The organism is Streptomyces sp. NPDC050610 (assembly GCF_040654875.1).
Classification (GTDB): Bacteria; Actinomycetota; Actinomycetes; order Streptomycetales; family Streptomycetaceae; genus Streptomyces.
The window spans coordinates 41,549-60,072 of sequence record NZ_JBFAIV010000003.1 but is presented as its reverse complement, the minus strand read 5'-3'; the positions used below and the strand labels follow the sequence as shown (position 1 = coordinate 60,072).

Here is an 18,524-nt window from a genome sequence, read left to right as displayed (position 1 = left end):
ACAACCCTAGGCGCGCCACGCGGCGGAACGGCGGTTCAGGGCTTGGGCAGGGTGCGTTCCGCCGGGCATGGCGGTGCAGCGGTACGCGCGGGAGTGCCGGGCGTACGGAAGGGCGTTCCGGCCTCTCAGGGCGATTCGTGTCCTTGTTGGCGACGTCGGGGGCGATTACGTTGCGCGTGAATGAGGCCATGGCTTATCGCTGAGGAGTGCGTGTCTTATGTCTTCCCTGTCGATCGACGGCAAGTGCGACGCGGCGTTCGCCGATGTGCGCGAGGTGTTCGCGCGGAACTTTGCCGACGGCCTGGAGCTCGGGGCGCGGGTGGCGGTGGTTCTCGACGGGGTCGTGGTCGTGGACCTGTGGGGCGGGTACGCGGATCCGGGGCGCGGTGTTCCGTGGAGCGCTTCGACGCTGGTGAACGTGTGGTCCTCGACCAAGGGGGTGGTCGCGCTCGCCGCGCACCTGCTGGCCGACCGCGGGCTGCTCGACCTCGACGCCCCGGTGGCGCGGTACTGGCCCGAGTTCGCGGCGGGCGGCAAGGCGGAGCTGCCGGTGCGGTATCTGCTGAACCATCGAGCCGGCCTCGCCGGGCTGCCGGAGCCGTTCAGCGCGGAGGAGCTCTATGACTGGGGCGCTATGACGTCCCGGCTGGCGGCCGCCGAGCCGTTGTGGGAGCCGGGGACCGTATCGGGCTACCACGCCATGACGTACGGCCACCTGGTCGGCGAGGTCATCAGGCGGATATCGGGCCGGACCGTCGGGGAGTTCATCCGCGACGAGCTGGCCGGCCCCCTCGACGCAGACTTCCACATAGGGCTTGCCCCCGCTGAGGACGGGCGCGTCGCGACCCTGGTGCAGGCGCCGCCTCCGCCGGGAAGCGAACTGGAGGAGCTCTTCGCGAAGCTGAGCCCCATCGCCCTCGCCGCCCTCGCCGGCCCCGGTGCGGGCCCCGAGATCGCGAACACTCCGCAGTGGCGGCGGGCCGAGATCCCCGCCGCGAACGGGCACGCCACCGCGCTCGCGCTGGCGCAGCTCTACGGCGCCTACGCCGGCCGCTCCGCTGTGCTCAGCGCCCGGCAGGCCGACCTCGCGCGGCAGGGGCAGGGGCGCTGCCTCGACCTGGTGATCGGCGCCCCGCTCGGCCGCGAGTCGGAGTTCGGACTGGGCGTCATCCTGAGCGGGGAAGAGGGAAACTACGGGCCCAATCCGCGCGCCTTCGGATTCGACGGATACGGCGGCTCCTTCGGAATGTGCGACCCCGAGGCGGGCATGAGCATGGGGTACACCATGAACGTGATGGGCCATCACGTACTGAACGACCCGCGGAAAACCGGCCTGATCGACGCTGTTTACGCCGCGCTGTGAGCCGGCTGAATCACTGATTCCCGCCATTGAGCGAGAGTGAGTGAGAGGGGGCCGCCGGCCGGTGGCCCCCTCTTTTCACTGCCCAACAGTGCAGTGACCGCTTCCCCTTCGGGTACCCCGCTTGGCTCCCCTCCCGCCGCCCTACATCTTGTGGCGAGGACAGAGGTTTCGCGCGCTACGCCGGGAAACCGCCACACCCGCCAGGACCGGAAGGGGTCTTGTCATCATGGTTTCCGAGGCCGAGCCAACGCAACACATCTCACGCGACGACGTGCGCGACACGATCGGCCGGATCTGGAAAGAGGTCCTCCGCCTCGAAGAGCTCGGCGACGGCGACAATTTCTTCGAGCTCGGCGGGCACTCGCTCACGGCGTCGCAGGCGATCGCCCGCATCTCGCGCACGCTGCGCGTCGAGGTCCCGATGGCCGACTTCTTCGAGCGGCCCACCGTCGACGACCTCACCGACTTCGTGACGCGGCACCAGGAATCCGCGGCACAGGCTTCAGTGGCGCACGCCCCAGCCGCGCACGCCCCAGCGGCGCAGCTCGCCACGGTGCGGGCCGCCGCCGCGCTCGAACCCGCCGGGCTCACCCCCGCCCCCGCCCTCGGCCACGAGAAAGGCGCGTCCACATGAGCGCCGGCGCGCTCTCGGCGCTCTCCTCCGCCCAGCAACGCCTCTGGTTCCTCTGGCAGTTACGGCCCGACGGCAACGAGTACAACGTGCCGCGCGCCACGCGCCTGCGCGGCCCGCTGGACGTGCCCGCCCTGCGACGCGCCCTCGACCGGCTGGTGGATCGGCACGACGTGCTGCGCGCGACCTTCCCGACCGTGGACGGCGCGCCCGCTCTGCGAATCTCCCCGCGGGGCGGAGTGCCGCTGGCCCTGACCGATCTGAGCCGGTCGCCGGCCGCGGCACGGGAAGCCGCCATGGGCGAGGCGGTGACCCGCGCCGCCCTCGCCCCCTTCGACCTGACCAACGGCCCGGTGTTCCGCGCGGAGCTGATCCGGCTCGCCGACGACGACCACGCGCTGGTCCTCGCCTTCCACCACATCGTGGTCGACGGCTGGTCCCTGGGCATCCTCGACCGCGAGCTGTCCGCCCTGTACCAGGCCGCGCTGAGCGGCGCCGCCGACCCGCTGCCCGCGCCCGCACGCTCGTACCAGGAGTACGTGGCCGCCGAGCGGCGCCTGCTGGACGGGCCGCGCAGCCGCGAGGCACTGGACTACTGGCGCTCCGAACTCGCCGGCGCGCAGCTCAAGCTGCCGCTGCCGACCGACCGGCCGCACCCCGCCGCGCAGAGCTTCGACGGCGACAGCCGGCCCTTCGCCCTGCCGCCCGAGCTCGGGAAGCAGCTCGAAGCCGTCGCCTCCCGCTACCGCTCCACCCGGTTCATCACGCTGCTGGCCGCCTACGCGGTCCTGCTGTCCCGGCTGGCCTCGACGCCCGATCTGGTCATCGGCGTGCCGGTGAGCGGCCGCACGGAGCTGGAGGTCGAAGGCACTGTCGGGCTGTTCGTGAACATGCTGCCGCTGCGTGTCCGCTGCGCGCCGGACACGGCCTTCGGCACGCTCGTACAGCAGGTGCGCGACACGTTCCTCGCCGGTCACGAGTACCAGGACCTGCCCTTCCAACTGCTGGTCGAGGAGTTGCAGCCGGACCGTTCGACGGCCCGGCACCCGCTCTTCCAGACCGTGGTCACCTATGAGGACCTGCCCGAGTCGGGCGCGCTCCTCCCCGGGCTCGACTCCTCGCCGCTGCCGCTGCCGATGGAGACTGCCAAGTACGAGATTGCGCTGCATCTCGCGTGGCGCCGGCAGGGCGGCGCCGAGGCGTGGGTGGGCTACCAGACGGACGTCTTCGACGGCCGCAGCGCCGAGCTGACCGGCCTGCGGTACGTACGCCTGCTGGCCGCCGCGCTCGCCGCGCCGGAGGCCCCGATCGGGGAGCTGCCCGTGCTCGGCGCGGACGAGGAGCGGGCGCTGCTCACCGACTGGTCCGGCGCCGCGGACAGCGCGCGCGAGCCTTTGGGGGGCCGCGTCGACCAGCTCTTCCGGCGTCAGGCACGCGCCCACCCGGACGCCGTCGCCGTACGGACCGCGGAGGGCGCCCTCACGTACGCCGGGCTCGACCGCGCCTCCGACGAGGTCGCGGCCGGGCTGAGCGCGGCGGGCGCGGGGCCGGGCGCCCTGGTGGCGGTCTGCCTGCCGCGCGGCGCCGAGCTGGTGACCGCGCAGCTGGCCGTCCTCAAGTGCGGCGCCGCCTATGTCTCCCTGGACCCCGCGCACCCCGCGTCCCGGCTGAACGCGATCCTCGCCGAGGCGCGGCCGCCGCTCGCCCTGGCCGATGCCGAGCGCGCCGAGACCCTGCACGGCACGGGGGCCACGGCCGTCCGTACGCTCGACGCCGTCCGCGTGCCGGAAGCGGCGCCGCCGCCCGAGCCGCGGACCGGGCCCGGCGATCTCGCCTACGTCATGTACACCTCCGGTTCGACCGGCGCCCCCAAGGGCGTGATGGTCGAGCACCGCGCGCTCGCGAACCTGGTGACCTGGAGCCGCGAGGAGTTCGGCCTCGGACCCGGCGACCGCGGCACGCTCATCGCGGCCCCCGGATTCGACGCCTCCGTCTGGGAGATCTGGTCCGCCCTGACCGCCGGCGCCACCCTGGAGATACCCGACGCCGAGACCGTGCCGGACCCGCCCGCGCTTCGCGCCTGGCTCGTCGAACACGGAGTCACCAGCGCTTTTCTGCCGACGCCGCTCCTGGAGCGGATGCTCGGCACCCCGTGGCCCGCCGGGTCGGCGCTGCGGACGGTGCACGCCGGCGGCGACCGGCTGCACGGAACGGGCGACCACACGCTGCCCTTCCGTCTCGTCAACAACTACGGCCCCACCGAGAACACGGTCATCGCCACCTCGGGAACCGTCACACCGCAGGGCGAGGCGCGCGGAGCGCTCCCCGGCATCGGGCGGCCGATCACCGGGACCGAGGCGTACGTGCTCGACGCCGAGCTGCGGCCGGCGCCGGTGGGCGTGCCCGGCGAGCTGTACCTGGGCGGCGCGGGCCTGGCCCGCGGCTATCTCGACCGGCCGGCGCTGACCGCCGACCGGTTCGTGCCGCACCCGTACGCGTCGACGCCGGGCGCGCGGCTGTACCGCACGGGCGACCTGGTGCGCTGGCGGGCCGACGGGAGCCTGGACTTCCTGGGCCGCAACGACCACCAGGTCAAGATCCGGGGCGTACGCGTCGAACTGGGCGAGATCGAGAACGTGCTCCGCGCCCACCCGGGCGTACGGGAAGCGGCCGTCATCGCCACCGCCCCGGACAGCCCCGCGGGAACCGGACTCGTCGCCTACCTGGTGCCCGCCGACGGCTCGCCCGCACCCGAACTCGCGGACCTCCACGACCACATGGCCCGGCGCCTGCCCCGCCACATGCACCCGCGCGGATACCTCACCCTGCCGTCGCTGCCGCTCACCCCCAACGGCAAGATCGACCGTACGGCGCTGCCCCAGGACGCCCTGGAACTCGTCGCCCCGCCCGCCGCCCGCCGCCGCCCCGAGGCGCCGCTGGAGCGCCGGATCGGCGCCGTATGGGCCGAGGCGCTCGGCCACGAGTCCTTCGGGACCGACGACAACTTCTTCGACGTAGGCGGCCACTCGCTGCTGCTGGCGTCGGTCCGCGACCGGCTCGCCGAGGAACTGGGCAGCCCCGTGCGGATCGCCGACCTCTACGCGTCCCCGACCATCGCCGCCCTCGCCCGGCAGCTGACCGGCGCCGGAACCCCCGCCCCGGCTCGTACGGGCGGCGAGAAGCGCACCGCCGGGCGCCGCGGCGCGGCCCGGCTGACGGCCATGCGGGCGCGCACCTCCCACGGAAGGGCTGAACGACAGTGACGACCGCCGACCAGGCAGACAACAACACCGACCCCCACGCCGCCGACCCTCATGCCGCCGACCCTCATCCCGCCGACCACCCCGCCGCCGACCACCTCGCCGAGACCGACGACACCCACATCGCCGTCGTCGGCATGGCCTGCCGCTTCCCCGGAGCCACCACCCCGGAGGAGTACTGGCACAACGTGCTGAACGGCGTCGACGGCGTACGGACCCTGACCGACGCCGAACTGGCGGCGTGGGGCGAGGACCCCGAGCGGGTCAAGGACCCGCGCTACGTGCGCCGGCACGGCGTCGTGGAGAACATCGGCGACTTCGACGCGGACTTCTTCGGCATCACCGGCCGCGACGCCGACCTGCTCAACCCCCAGCACCGGATCTTCCTGGAGTGCGCGTGGGAGGCGCTGGAACGGGCGGGGTACGACCCGCGCGCGGTCCCGGGCACCACAGGGCTGTTCGCCGGGGCCGGCCGCAACGGCTACGCCTCGGTCGTACGGGCCCGGCCCGACCGCTTCCCCGGCGTCGACGACCTCGCCCTCAGCCTCGCCAACGACCCCGAGCACCTGTGCACCCGCGTGTCGTACCTGCTCGGCCTCACCGGCCCGAGCATCGCCGTCATGACAGCGTGCTCCACCTCCCTGGTCGCCGTGCACGAAGCGGGCCGGGCGCTGCTGGCCGGTGAGTGCGACACGGCGCTGGCCGGCGGCGTCACCGTGCGGGCCCCGCTCCTCGGCTACGCCCACCGCGAGGGCGGCACCCTGTCGGCCGACGGCTACTGCCGCACGTTCTCCGCCGACGCGCGGGGCATCGTCGGCGGCGACGGCGCCGGGATCGTCGTACTGCGGCGGCTGCGGGACGCGATCGAGGACGGCGACCACGTGCACGCGGTGCTCCGCGGCTCCGCCGTCAACAACGACGGGCGCGAGCGCGCGGGCTACACCGCCCCCGGCGTACGGGGCCAGGCGGAGGTCATCCGCCGGGCGCACATCGCCGCCGACGTGTACCCCGGCGACATCTCGTACGTGGAGGCGCACGGCACCGGCACCCCGGTCGGCGACCCCATCGAGGTCACCGCGCTGACCCAGGCGTTCCGCGAGGGGTACGCCGAGGACGAGACGGCCGCGAACGGAACCGTGGGGCTGGGCTCGGTCAAGACGAACATCGGGCACACCGACACCGCCGCCGGAGTCGCGAGCCTCATCAAGGCCGTACTGGCGCTGGAGGACCGTACGCTCCCGGCCACCCTGCACTTCACCGCGCCGAACCCCGCCATCGACTTCGAGAGCACCCCCTTCAGCGTCAGCACCCGCACCCGGAAGTGGGAGACGACCCGGCTGCCGCGACGGGCCGGCGTCAGCTCCTTCGGCATCGGCGGCACCAACGCGCACGTGGTGCTGGAGGAGCCGCCGGCACCCATGCCGGCCCATCAACTCAGCGCCCCTGCCGCACAGTTGCTGGTGCTGTCGGCCCGGACGCCCGCCGCGCTCGACGCCATGGCCGAGCGGCTGGCCGAGCACCTGCGCCGCCGCCCCGAGCTGCCGCCGGCCGCCGTCGCCCGGACGCTCCAGACGGGCCGGCACGCCTTCGAGCACCGCCGGTACGTCGTCTGCTCGGACCACGCGGAGGCGATCGAGGCACTGTCGGCCCCGCACGAACGGGGCGACGGCGCCGCCGAGCCGCCGACCGTCTTCTCCTTCCCGGGCGGCGGCGCGCGGTACGTCCATGACGCCCGCCCCCTGTACGCCGCGCTCCTGGCCTTCCGGGACGCGGTCGACGCGTGCTGCCAGGAACTGCCCGCGCGCCTCGGCCCCGACGTGCGGCGGCTGCTGACGCCGCGTACGGACACCGGGCCCGACACCGCGCCGTCCCCGGAACTGGTCCACGCGACCGGCTTCACCGTCGAGTACGCGCTCGCCCGCACCCTCATGGACTGGGGCGTCGCCCCCGCGACCGTGACAGGGCACGGCCTGGGCGCGCTGACCGCCGCGACCGTGGCCGGCGCGCTGCCGCTCGCCGACGCGCTGACCATCGCCGCCGCGGCGGCGCGCGGCGAAGCCGCCCTGCGCGACGCGGTCGCGTCGGCCCAGTGGCGGACCCCGGCGACCGGCTGGACCCACGCCGCCTCCGAACTGCCCGTATCGCCGCGCGAAGCGGCCGACCCCGGCTTCTGGGCGGGGCTTCTGGACGGGAGCGCGCCGCGCCCGGACAGCGCGCCGGCCGCCGCCGGCCGGCACCTCGTGGAGATCGGGCCGGAGGAGCCGGGCGGCGATGTGCTCGCCGCGCTGCTCGACGCCGCGGGGCACGCGTGGACCGGCGGTGCGACCATCGCCTGGGACCGCCTGCACGACGGCACCGACCGGAGCCGGGTGCCGCTGCCCACCTACCCCTTCGAGCGCCGCACCCACCTCGTGCGGCCCGAGCCCAGCACCGGGGCGGACACAACCGCACCGGTAGCACCGGCCGCCGCGCCCGCGACGGACGGACCGGCCGACGTGGACGCGGCCCTCCTCGTCCTCTTCCGCCAGGTGCTCGGCATCGACGAGGACGTCACCGACCCGGACTTCTTCGAGCACGGCGGGGACTCGCTCGCGGCCGTCGAACTCGTCTCCCTCATCGAGAACGCCTTCGGGGTCGCGCTGCCGCTGGAGGACGTGTTCGAGACTCCGACGGCCGGCGGTCTCGCCCGCGCCGTCGAGGAACTGCTGGCCGCCGCCGACGCGTCGGCGACCGAAGCCGGGGGACTCGCGGGCGGCGGCCAGGCCGGAGGGCTCGCATGATCGACCACGCCACCCTCCCGACGGGACCCACCGGCCCCGCGGAAGCCGTCCGACCCGGCTCAGTCGCCCAGCCCGCCGAAACCTACGACGCGGCGCGCACGTACAAGATCCTGCCCGCGTCCTTCGCCCAGCGGCGGCTGTGGTTCCTGGACCAGCTCGACTCCGGCAACAGCGCCTACAACTTGGTGGCCGCCCTGCGGCTGCGCGGCGCGCTCGACCTGCCGGCGCTGCACTGGTCCCTCAACCGCATCGTCGACCGGCACGAGGCGCTGCGCACCGTGTTCCGGGCCGACGCGGCGGGGGAGCCCCAGCAGCACGTGGCGCCCGGCCTCACCATCCCGCTCCCGGTCACCGACCTGACGGGGGAGCCCGAGGTCGGACGCGCCGAACGGGCCCGGACCCTCATCGAGACGGAGACCGAGCACGTCTTCGACCTCGCGCGGGGGCCGCTCGTCAAGACCCTGGCGGTGCGCCTGGGGGAGCGGGACCACGCCCTGGCCGTCATCTGCCACCACACCGTCTGCGACGGCTGGTCCATGGCCCGCCTCTTCGAGGAGCTGTCCGAGCTGTACGCGGCCCGAACGGCCGGACGCGAGCCGGACCTGGCACCGCTGCCCCTCCAGTTCGGCGACTACGCGGCCCGTCAGCACCGCGACCTCGCGGGCCCCGAGGCCGAGCAGGCCCTAGACCACTGGCGTACCCGGCTGGCCGGCGCGCCCGCGCTGCTGGAGCTCCCCACCACCTACCCGCGGCCCGCCGTGCAGGGCTTCGACGGTGCGTCGCACACCATGACGATCAGTCAAGAGACGTGGCAGGCAGTACGGTCCGCCGCGCGGCGGCACAAGGCCACGCCGTTCATGGTGCTGCTGTCGGTGTTCGCCCTCCAGCTCTCCCGGCTGTCCGGCGCCGAGGACCTCGTCGTCGGCAGCCCCAGCGCCGGGCGCGCCCGTTCCGAACTGACCCCGCTGATCGGGATGTTCGTCAACACCCTGCCGCTGCGCGTCGACTTGACCGGAGACCCCTCGTTCGACGATGTGCTGCGCCGGGTCCGACGCGGTGCGCTGGACGCCTTCCCCCGCCAGGACGTGCCGCTGGAACGGATCGTCACCGAGCTGGGCCCGGAGCGCGAGCGGAGCCACGACCCGCTGTTCCAGGCGATGTTCGCGGTACAGCAGCCGCTGACCACGCCCGATCTGGTCGGCCTGGACGCCGACGTCTTCCCGGTGAGCCCGCGGACGACCTTCACGGACCTGTGGCTGGAGATCCGGCCGCACGACGACGGCGCGGACTGCATATTCCGCTACCGCACCGAGCTGTTCGACGCGGCCGCCGTCCGGCGCATCGCCCGGCAGTACCGGCACGTCCTGCGCACCGCCCTGGACGAACCGGGCACACCGCTTTCCCGCTTCTCCCTGGTGGACGAGGACGAGGCCGATCTGCTGCTCGCCCAGTGGAGCCGGGGCCCGGCCGCGTACCCCTGGGACGGCCCGGTGCACGAGGCGATCGACCGTCAGGCGCGGCGCACCCCCGACGCGACCGCCGTCGCCTTCGAGGGGGACCGGCTGAGCTATGGTCAATTGGCTTACAGGGCCATGCAGTTGGCGCGACATCTGGTCGAGCGCGTCGCGGGTGCGGATGCCCCGGTCGCCGTCTGCCTGCCGCGCGGCCCCGGCCTGGTGACGTCCGCCCTGGCGGTCCTCGCCGCCGGGAGCGCCTACCTGCCGCTGTCCCCGGAGGACCCGCCCGCCCGGCTCGTACAGATGCTGCGCGCGGTCGGCGCGGCGCACCTGCTCACCACCGGCGGACTCGCCCCGCTCCTCGCCGACGCCGGAGTACCCGCCACGGCCGTGGACGCGTTCTCCTGGGCGGACGGGCCACGGGACGGCACGCCGCTGGCGAGCGGCCCCGTCCGGCCCGACCAGCTCGCCTACGTCATCCACACCTCCGGCTCCACCGGCACGCCGAAAGCGGTGGGCGTACCGCACCGGGGCCTGGCCAACCGGGTCCGCTCCATCCAGGCCACCCACGGCCTCGACCCCTCGGACCGGGTGCTGCACAAGACGCCCTGCACCTTCGACGTCTCCGTCACGGAACTGCTGTGGCCGCTGACGACGGGCGCCGCCCTCGTCGTGGCCGCGCCGGGCGGGCACCGCGACCCCGCGTACCTCGTCGAGCTGATCGAACGGGAGCGGGTGACCACCGCGCACTTCGTGCCGCCGCTACTGGAAGCGTTCCTCGAAGAGCCCGGCCTCGACCGCTGCGCGTCGCTGCGGCGCGTGCTCTGCAGCGGCCAGGAACTGCCCCGCACGACGCGCGACCGCGCCCTCGCCCGGCTCCCGGCACGGCTGTACAACGCCTACGGGCCGACGGAGGCATCGGTCGAGGTGACCGAGTGGGAGTGCTCGGCGACGGCCGCGAACGCGGGCGGGGGCGCGGGCGCGGAGCTGGCCGAGGACGTACGGGTGCCCATCGGGCGGCCCGTCGCGGGGGCCGAGACGTATGTGCTCGACGGCGAGCTGCGGCCGGCGCCGGTGGGCGTGCCCGGCGAGCTGTACCTGGGCGGCGCGGTGCTCGCCCGCGGCTATCTGGGCCGGCCCGCTCAGACCGCCGACCGGTTTGTGCCGCACCCGTACGCGCCGACGCCGGGCGCTCGTCTCTACCGTACGGGCGACCTTGTGCGCTGGCGGGCCGACGGGAGCCTGGACTTCCTGGGCCGCAACGACCACCAGGTGAAGGTGCGGGGCGTGCGCGTCGAGCCCGGCGAGATCGAGAACGCCCTCCGCGCCCACCCGGGCGTACGGGAAGCGGTCGTGATCGCCACGGTGCCGGACGGCGCCGGCGGGACCGAGCTCATCGGCTACTGCGTACGGCAGGGGGCGGAGCGGGCGGGAGGAGCCGCCCTCGCCCACGGCGCTTCCGTCGCCTCCTCCGCCGACGACGCTTTCGTCACCGCGCTGCGCGCCGAACTGCGCGACCGGCTGCCCGGATACATGGTTCCGGCTCATCTCGTGATCCTCCCCGCCCTGCCGCTCAACGCGAGCGGCAAGGTCGACCGCGCGGCCCTGCCCGCACCCGCCGCGGGCGCCGCCGCGCCGGACGCAGTCCCCGCGCACGACCGGGTGGGCCCCAGGAACGACACCGAACGGACGCTCGCCGACATCTGGGCGCAGGTGCTGGGCCGCCCGCAGACCGACGTCGACGAAGACTTCTTCGCCGTCGGCGGGGACTCCCTCAAGAGCATCCAACTGGTGCACCGGGCCCGTGAAGCCGGGATCGTCCTGCGCGTCGGCGATGTCTTCCACCACCCCACGATCAGCGAACTCGCAGACCACGTACGGCAGTCCACCGCGTCGCGCCCCGCGCCGACCGAAACCCGGGAGGCCCGGTGAAGAGCCCCTGGCTGCTGCGCTTCCCACCGCGCCCCGACGCGAAGGTGCGCCTGGTGTGCCTGCCGGGGGCGGGCAGCTCGGCGTCCATGTACTACCCGTGGTCGACGGCGTTTCCCCCGGAGGTGGAGGTCTGCGCCGTACAACTCCCGGGGCGTGGCGGACGGTTGCGTGAGGAGCCGTACCGGCGCATGGAGCCCTTGGCCGACGCGCTGGCCGAGGTGGTGCGCGCCGAGTGCGACCGGCCCTTGGTCCTCTTCGGCCACAGCCTCGGCGCCCTCATCGCGTACGAGGTGGCCGCCCGACTGCGCGACCGGCACGGCGGCGGCGCGGCCGCCCTCATGGTGGCCGCGCACAAGGCGCCCCACCTCGGGAGCGCCCGCGTGTCCGTGAACGATCTGACGGACCATGACCTGCTGGCCTTCATCGACCGGCTCGGCGGCACGTCCCCGGCGGTGCTGGCCCGGCCGGAGATCAGAGCGCTCGCGCTGCCCGCTCTGCGCGCCGACTTCGAGCTGGACTACACGTACGCGTACCGCGAGCGGCCGCCTCTGGCCATTCCGGTCAGCGCGTTCGGCGGCACGGCGGACGCCATCGTGTCCGAGGCCGAACTGGCGGCCTGGGAGCCGCTCACCACCGGCGCCTTCACCCACCGTCAGCTGTCCGGCGACCACTTCTTCCTCACGGCGCCCGAGGGTGCGGCGATGCTGTCGCTGATGCGTGGGCAACTGCTCGAACTCGCCGGGTGCGAGCAGGCTCAAGTACCTGATCACCCCGAAGGGATGGCGCGTTCCGATCGGCCGGGGTATCCCGACCGATCGGGACAGGCCGATCGACCTGAACCTCACGAATGGCCCGTACGGCCGGACTCCGGCGCCGCCCTCGGCGACCGGCTCAGCAGAGAGGACCGCGTTTCCCATGTTCGAGGATGACGACCGCCGCTACACCGTGGTCCGCAACCACGAGGACCAGTACTCCATCTGGCCCGAGGACCGCGCGGCCCCCGACGGCTGGGAGCCCGTGGGCGTGACCGGCCCCAAGAGCGAGTGCCTGTTCCACATCGACGACGTGTGGACCGATCTGCGGCCCCTGAGCCTGCGCCCGTAGCGCCCGTTCGTTCCGCCCCTTCGCCCGCTCGCTCCGCCGCGAGTCGGCGAGGCGGCGGCGAAGCACCGTACCGAGCCGTAACGAGGAGGAAGGCAGCACGTGTTCGCACAGCTCACCCTGCACCGCCTATTCGAGGAACAGGCCGCGCGCACCCCCGAAGCACGAGCCGTGACGGATGGTCGGGGAACCCTGACGTACCGACAACTCAATGACCGAGCAGACCGGTTGGCGTCCGCCATCACTCGGCACGCACCCGCCCCCGGCACCCGAGTGGGCCTGTATCTGCGGCGCGGCAACGACGTGGTGGCCGCCGCCATCGCCGTCCTGAAGGCCGGCTGTTCGTACGTGCCGCTGGACCCGGCCTACCCGCCGGAACGGGTGCGGTACATGGCGCGCGACGCCTCCCTCGACCTGGTGGTGGCGGACCAGGACGCCTCGGCGGTGCTGCCGGACGCCACCGTCATCGATGTCGAGGACGCCTGCCGGCAGGCCCCGGCCCCGCGCACCGGGCAGCCGGCCGTGGCCCCGGACGCACCGGCCTACGTCATCTACACGTCGGGATCGAGCGGCGACCCCAAGGGCGTCCTGGTCTCCCACCGGAACGTCACGGCGCTGCTCGACGCCTGCGACCAGGTCTTCGACCTGCGCGGCGACGACGTGTGGACGCTGTTCCACTCCCCGTGCTTCGACTTCTCCGTATGGGAGATGTGGGGCGCCCTGGCCCACGGCGCCCGGCTGGTCGTGGTGGAGCCCGACACCGCCCGTTCACCCGACGCGATGCTCGATCTCGTCGTCGCCGAGGGCGTCACCGTCCTCAACCAGGTTCCCTCGGTGTTCCGTTACCTCTCGCGGTCGGCGGTGGCCAGAGCGGAGGAGACGGGCGAAAGGCCGGAACTGCCGCTGCGCTACGTCATCTTCGGCGGCGAGGCGGTGGACCTCGAAGCGGTGCGCGCCTGGCGCCGCGTGCAGGGTACGGGGGCCGAGTTCTTCAACATGTACGGCATCACCGAGACCACCGTGCTCGCCACCTGCCGTCGGCTGCCCGAGAACGAGATCGACGCGCTGCCGGAGCGCTCCGGGGGCGTAGTGGCGGCGTCGGCGGACGGGCTCCCCGCCGCCGGAGTCTCCCCCGACCCGGAGCTGAACATCGGACGCCCGCTGGACGGCTTCGAGGTGGTGCTGCTCGACGAGTGGGGCGGCCGCACCCCGTTGGGACGTATCGGTGAACTGTGTCTCTCCGGCGAGCAGTTGGCCATCGGCTATCTCGGGCGCCCGGAGCTGACCGACGAGCGGTACCCCCTCCTCGACCTCGCGGGCACCGGGGAGTTCCGGCGCTACTACCGCAGCGGCGACCTGGCCGTCGCCCTTCCGGACGGTACCTGGGAGTTCGCGGGCCGGGCCGACGACCAGGTGAAGATCAACGGCTACCGGATCGAGACCGGCGAGATCGAGAGCGCGCTGCACGGCACCGAGGGCGTACAGGACCTCGTGGTCCTGCCGGTCACCAGCCGCATCGGCGAGCGCATGCTCACCGCCTTCTACGCCCCGGTCCCCGGCGCCTCCGACGGCGATGACGAGGGTGGCGACGAGGGCGAGGCGGGCACCGGCGGCGGGCGGGACGTGCTGGCCGAACGGCTCACGGCCCGTGCCAAGGAGTCGCTGCCCGCCCACATGGTGCCGCGCCGCTTCGTGCGGGTGCCCGCGCTGCCGCTGACCCCGTCGGGCAAGACCGACAAGCGCGCGCTCACCGCGCAAGCGTCATGACCCACGGCTGGAGGACGACCCATGGCTGACACGACCGACGACCGGCCGCACGGCCGCCGCACCGGGTGGGCCGCACCGCAGGACGAACTCCCGCTGTCCGCCGTACAGGAGGCCATGTGGATCGCCTGGCAGCGCGATCCCGAGCGGTGGGAGCACATCATCCCGCTGGCCCTCGACGTCAGCGGAGACCTGGACGCGGATCGACTGCGTTCCGCTGTCGGGGAACTGACGCGACGTCACCCCATGCTACGGGCCCGAGTCGTCGAGACCCGCACCGGAACCCGCCTGTCCTGGTCCGGCCCGGACCGCCCCGTTCCCTTCGCTGTCCGCACGGTGACCGCCGGGCGTTATGACGCCATCGTGGCGGCACGGGCCCCCTTCGACCTGAACCGAGGGCCGCTGGCACGGGTGGAGGTGCTGCACGGGCCGGACTACACGCTGCTGCTGCTCACCGTCCACCACCTCGTCCTGGACGGAACCTCGGTCCCCCTGCTCCTCGACGAACTGCGCCGGGCCTACGGCGGGGAATCGCTCGGCGAGCCGGACGCCCTCGGCCCGTACATCGCCCATGCCCAGCGCTCGTGGGAACTGGCACTCGGCGCTGAGGGCGAGTCGCTGCGGGACCACTGGCGCACCGCCCTGACCGGCGACGCCCCGGCCCGGCCGCTGCCCGTACGGGCCGGGGCGGACGGCTACCGGCAGTTTCCGCAGCCCATCGACCCGCAACTGTCCGGCCAGGTACGAGCCTTGGCGCGACGACTGGGCGTCACCTACTTCACCGTCATGTTCGCCGCGCTCTTCGTGACGCTGCACCGCCACACCGCCTCGGACGACCTGATCGCGTCGGCGCCCTACCACGGGCGTTCGGACCCCGCCCTCGGCGGGCGCGTCGGCTTCTTCGTCAACGTCCTCCCGTTCCGGCAGCGCGTCGACGGCTCCCGCACCTACGCGGAGCTGGCGCGCGATCTGCGAGAGCAGGTGCGCGCCGGGGCCGACCACGGGGACCTGCCGCTGCCCGCGATCCTGCGGGCGGCCGGCCTGTCCGGTCCGGCGGGGAGCGACCGTACGCATCAAGTGGTCCTCCAGTACTTGCAGTTCGGCCACTTCGAGGACGGCGCCTGGCGCGGCGGGCCCGATGTGGGGCGGTTGCGGTTCGACGGCGGGGAGGCGCCGTGCGAGCTGAGGCTGCTGGACCTCACGGACGTACCGGACTACCGGCTCACCGTTCTGCTGATGGAGGACAGTCACGGCAGCCGCATGCTGTGGAAGGACCGGGACGGCTCGCTCGGCCCGGAATTCCTCGCCTCGCTGGCCCGTGACCACCTGGCCGTCGTGGCGGACATGGTCGCCGCCCCGCACCGCACCGTGGCAGAGGGGCTGGCACTGCTGCCCGCCGTCAGTGTGCCGCCCGCGCAGACCGAGGCCGCCGCGCCGGCCCCGTCGGTACGGTCCTCCGTCAGCGAGCGGCGCTCGCCGGACGTCACCGCCCCCGCCGCCTCGCCCGCGACGGCGCGCGGTCTCACCTCGCCCACCGCGGTCGGGCTCGCCATGATCTGGCAGAGCGTGCTGGGCGTGCCGGTGGCCTCGGCAGACGACTCCTTCTTCGAGCTGGGCGGGCACTCCTTGCTCGCGACCACGCTGCTGACCCGGGTGGGCAGGCGCTTCGGCGTCGACCTGTCGATCCGCGACCTCTTCACCCACCCCGGTTTCGGCGAGCTGGTGGGAGTGATCGACCGCGCGGCCGCCGAAGCGCCGCCCGCCGTCCCGGCTGACACCGCCCCGGCCCGCCCGGAGTCCGACGGCGTCTTCCCGGCCTCCAAATTCCAGGAGAGCATCTGGCTCGCCCAGCGCCTGGACCCGGTCCACGCGACGTACCACGTGCCGCTGTCCTGGGAGGTGGACGGAGAGCTGGACCCGGCGGCGCTGCGCGACGCCCTCGCCGCCGTAATCGGCCGGCACGAGATTCTGCGCACCCGCTTCCTGGACCGCGACGGCCGGCTGTTCCAGGAGGTGACGCTGCCGTGGACCCCCGAGATCGAGCGGGCCGACCTCACCGGGCTGACCGGGCCCGAGCGGGAGGCGCGGCTCGGTGCGTGGGCCGACGAGGCCGCGTCCGCCCTGATCCCGGCGGACGGACGGCTGCTGCGCGCCGCGCTGTTCACCGTCGGGCCGCGGCGCCATGTCCTGTCCCTGTGCGTCCATCACCTTGTGCTCGACGGCGAGTCGGTGCCGGTTCTCATACGGGAGTTGGAGCGCTGCTACGCGCCGGCCGACCCGGACGCGGTTCCGCCGCCGCCCCCGCGCCAGTACCGCGACTTGGTGGCAGCCGAGAACCAGGAGACGGGCGCGGCCGACGATGTGGCGTACTGGTGCCGCCAGTTGAAGGGCGCTCCCAGCACCCTAGGGCTCAACGCACCTGCGATTTCCGAGCCGTTGGGGAACCTCGGGCTGGCTATCGAGCCCGAGGCGGCGCGCGAGCTGCTGCCCGTACAGGGTGCGGAGAAGGTCTCGGCGTTCATGATCCAGTCGGCCGCGGTCGCCGCGGCGCTGCACCGCTGGACGGGGCTGACGGACCTCACCTTCGGCATCCCGGTGGCCCATCGCGGGCCGGCCGCTGCGCAGGACGTCATCGGGCCGTGCCTGAACACGCTGGTGCTGCGCTCCCGGTGCGCCCCGGACATGACGCTCGCCGATCTGCTGCGCGTGCTGCGGGAGGAGATCATCGATGCCTTCGAGCACCGGGCGGCCTCGTTCGAGGACGTGGTGCGCGGCCTCGCGCCGAGGCGGTCCCCGGGACACACCCCCTACGCCGACGTCCTGCTCAACAGCGTCAGCCTGACCAACTGGTCGGGTTGGCTGGGGGACGCGCGGATGAGCCCGGTGGATTTCGTCGCGCGGCGCACGGAGACCAGCAAGTTCCCTGTGACCATCACCTTCGCGGAACGGGACGCCGCCCTGCGGGGCTCCTTGGCCTACCGCGGCGACCGGGTCGGCGCCGACGCCGCCGGACGGCTGGCGGACGGGCTCTCTACAATCCTCAACCATTTCCGGACGCTGCTGCCGGAATCGGTATTCGGCCACGACGTCGGCGAGTCGGCCGCAAGGAACGGAGCGAACTCATGAGGAAATTTCGGTTCGGCGTCAATCTGAATTCAGCCACCAGCCACCAGGAGTGGACGGACAAGTGCCGTGCCGCGGAGTCGCACGGATTCGACGTCCTCACCGTTCCGGACCATCTCGGGGTGCAGGCGCCGTTCCCCGCGCTGGTCGCCGCGGCGGCGGTGACGGAAAGCGTGCGAGTTTCAACTTTCGTGCTCAACAGCGCTTTCTGGAACCCGGTTCTGCTGACTCGCGAGGTCATGACAACCGACCGGCTCACCGACCGGCGGCTCGAAGTGGGGCTGGGCACCGGATATGTGCGTTCGGAGTTCGACAAGGCGGGTTTGGACTGGGGAACGGCCGGCAGTCGGGTGGACGGATTGGAGCGGACTGCCGCCGAACTGACCCGGCTGCTGGCCAACCCCCGCGAACTGGGGGACACCCAGCCGCCGTCCCGGCCACCCCTTCTCATCGGCGGCAACGGCGACCGGGTGCTGGGACTGGCCGCGCGCCACGCCGACATCGCCGCGTTCACGGGCGCCGTACTCAAACGCGGCGCTACGCGCGGCACCCTGCAACTTCTCGACGCGGACACGGTCGCGGAGCGGGTGGCCTACTTCGAGAAGGTCGCAGGCGACCGCGCGTGCGAGATCGAGCGCAACATCCTGGTGCAGGCCGTGGTGGTGACGGACCGGCGGCGGGAGGCGGCGGAGACGCTGAGCCGCCGGATGCCGCACCTGACGGCCGATCAGGTCACGGACGCGCCCACGGTGTTGATCGGAACGGCGAAGGAAATAGCGGAACAACTGCTGGAACGCCGGGAGCGCTACGGATTCTCATACGTAAGCGTGCATGAATCAGCTATGACGGAGTTCACACCGGTGATGGAGTCGCTTTCCGGACAGTGAGTTTTGGACAGCGAGTTTCCGGACGGCGCGTTTCAGGGTAGGGAAGTGGGGCCAAGGCAGGGCGTGGTACGCGCTTCTTCGTCGGCCGGGTATCGCCCGGGGCGCTGAATATAGGCACCCTGACGCGGCATCTCAGGGCAAGACTTGACACTCTGTATATGGAATACAGGATTCCATCGGGTTACGTTGAGCGGGCCATGTGATCCGTGCGTGCCTGGGAGTGCAG

At 73.2% G+C, this 18,524-nt stretch carries 10 protein-coding genes; all 10 read left to right on the top strand.

The window, feature by feature from the left end:
- The first annotated feature begins 217 nt into the window (after positions 1-217).
- The 10 genes from AB0I22_RS04605 (at position 218) to AB0I22_RS04560 (ending at position 18,298) form a co-directional block, all read left to right on the top strand.
- Positions 218-1,363 (top strand): serine hydrolase domain-containing protein, encoded by a 1,146-nt coding sequence (locus AB0I22_RS04605; RefSeq protein ID WP_363129152.1) that lies wholly within the window; start codon positions 218-220, stop codon positions 1,361-1,363.
- Between the two features lie 226 nt (positions 1,364-1,589).
- Positions 1,590-1,997 carry a phosphopantetheine-binding protein gene (locus tag AB0I22_RS04600; RefSeq protein WP_363129151.1) on the top strand — a complete coding sequence of 136 codons (408 nt, stop codon included), beginning with the start codon at positions 1,590-1,592 and terminating at the stop codon, positions 1,995-1,997.
- Positions 1,994-5,257 carry an amino acid adenylation domain-containing protein gene (locus tag AB0I22_RS04595; protein ID WP_363129150.1) on the top strand — a complete coding sequence of 1,088 codons (3,264 nt, stop codon included), beginning with the start codon at positions 1,994-1,996 and terminating at the stop codon, positions 5,255-5,257. The genes AB0I22_RS04600 and AB0I22_RS04595 overlap by 4 nt, the downstream gene beginning before the upstream one ends.
- Complete coding sequence (locus AB0I22_RS04590) at positions 5,254-8,034, top strand: beta-ketoacyl synthase N-terminal-like domain-containing protein (RefSeq protein ID WP_363129149.1); 2,781 nt, start codon at positions 5,254-5,256, stop codon at positions 8,032-8,034. Before AB0I22_RS04595 ends, AB0I22_RS04590 begins: the two co-directional genes overlap by 4 nt.
- Complete coding sequence (locus AB0I22_RS04585) at positions 8,031-11,423, top strand: amino acid adenylation domain-containing protein (RefSeq protein ID WP_363129148.1); 3,393 nt, start codon at positions 8,031-8,033, stop codon at positions 11,421-11,423. The genes AB0I22_RS04590 and AB0I22_RS04585 overlap by 4 nt, the downstream gene beginning before the upstream one ends.
- A complete protein-coding gene (locus AB0I22_RS04580; RefSeq protein ID WP_363129147.1) occupies positions 11,420-12,352 on the top strand; it encodes an alpha/beta fold hydrolase in 933 nt (310 codons plus the stop codon). The genes AB0I22_RS04585 and AB0I22_RS04580 overlap by 4 nt, the downstream gene beginning before the upstream one ends.
- Positions 12,339-12,527: an MbtH family protein gene (locus tag AB0I22_RS04575; protein WP_363129146.1), complete on the top strand. Its 189-nt coding sequence runs from the start codon at positions 12,339-12,341 to the stop codon at positions 12,525-12,527. Before AB0I22_RS04580 ends, AB0I22_RS04575 begins: the two co-directional genes overlap by 14 nt.
- A gap of 99 nt (positions 12,528-12,626) precedes the next feature.
- Positions 12,627-14,291, top strand: coding sequence for an amino acid adenylation domain-containing protein (locus tag AB0I22_RS04570; RefSeq protein WP_363129145.1), 1,665 nt, complete (start codon positions 12,627-12,629; stop codon positions 14,289-14,291).
- Between the two features lie 21 nt (positions 14,292-14,312).
- A complete protein-coding gene (locus AB0I22_RS04565) occupies positions 14,313-17,414 on the top strand; it encodes a condensation domain-containing protein (protein WP_363129144.1) in 3,102 nt (1,033 codons plus the stop codon).
- Complete coding sequence (locus AB0I22_RS04560) at positions 17,411-18,298, top strand: LLM class F420-dependent oxidoreductase (RefSeq protein ID WP_363129143.1); 888 nt, start codon at positions 17,411-17,413, stop codon at positions 18,296-18,298. The genes AB0I22_RS04565 and AB0I22_RS04560 overlap by 4 nt, the downstream gene beginning before the upstream one ends.
- The last annotated feature ends 226 nt before the right edge of the window (positions 18,299-18,524 follow it).

Excerpts from the sequence above, each read along its gene's own strand:
- AB0I22_RS04605 (WP_363129152.1), top strand. The coding sequence starts at position 218 with ATGTCTTCCCTGTCGATCGACGGCAAGTGCGACGCGGCGTTCGCCGAT.
- AB0I22_RS04585 (WP_363129148.1), top strand. The coding sequence starts at position 8,031 with ATGATCGACCACGCCACCCTCCCGACGGGACCCACCGGCCCCGCGGAA.
- AB0I22_RS04595 (WP_363129150.1), top strand. The coding sequence starts at position 1,994 with ATGAGCGCCGGCGCGCTCTCGGCGCTCTCCTCCGCCCAGCAACGCCTC.
- AB0I22_RS04600 (WP_363129151.1), top strand. The coding sequence starts at position 1,590 with ATGGTTTCCGAGGCCGAGCCAACGCAACACATCTCACGCGACGACGTG.
- AB0I22_RS04565 (WP_363129144.1), top strand. The coding sequence starts at position 14,313 with ATGGCTGACACGACCGACGACCGGCCGCACGGCCGCCGCACCGGGTGG.
- AB0I22_RS04575 (WP_363129146.1), top strand. The coding sequence starts at position 12,339 with ATGTTCGAGGATGACGACCGCCGCTACACCGTGGTCCGCAACCACGAG.
- AB0I22_RS04560 (WP_363129143.1), top strand. The coding sequence starts at position 17,411 with ATGAGGAAATTTCGGTTCGGCGTCAATCTGAATTCAGCCACCAGCCAC.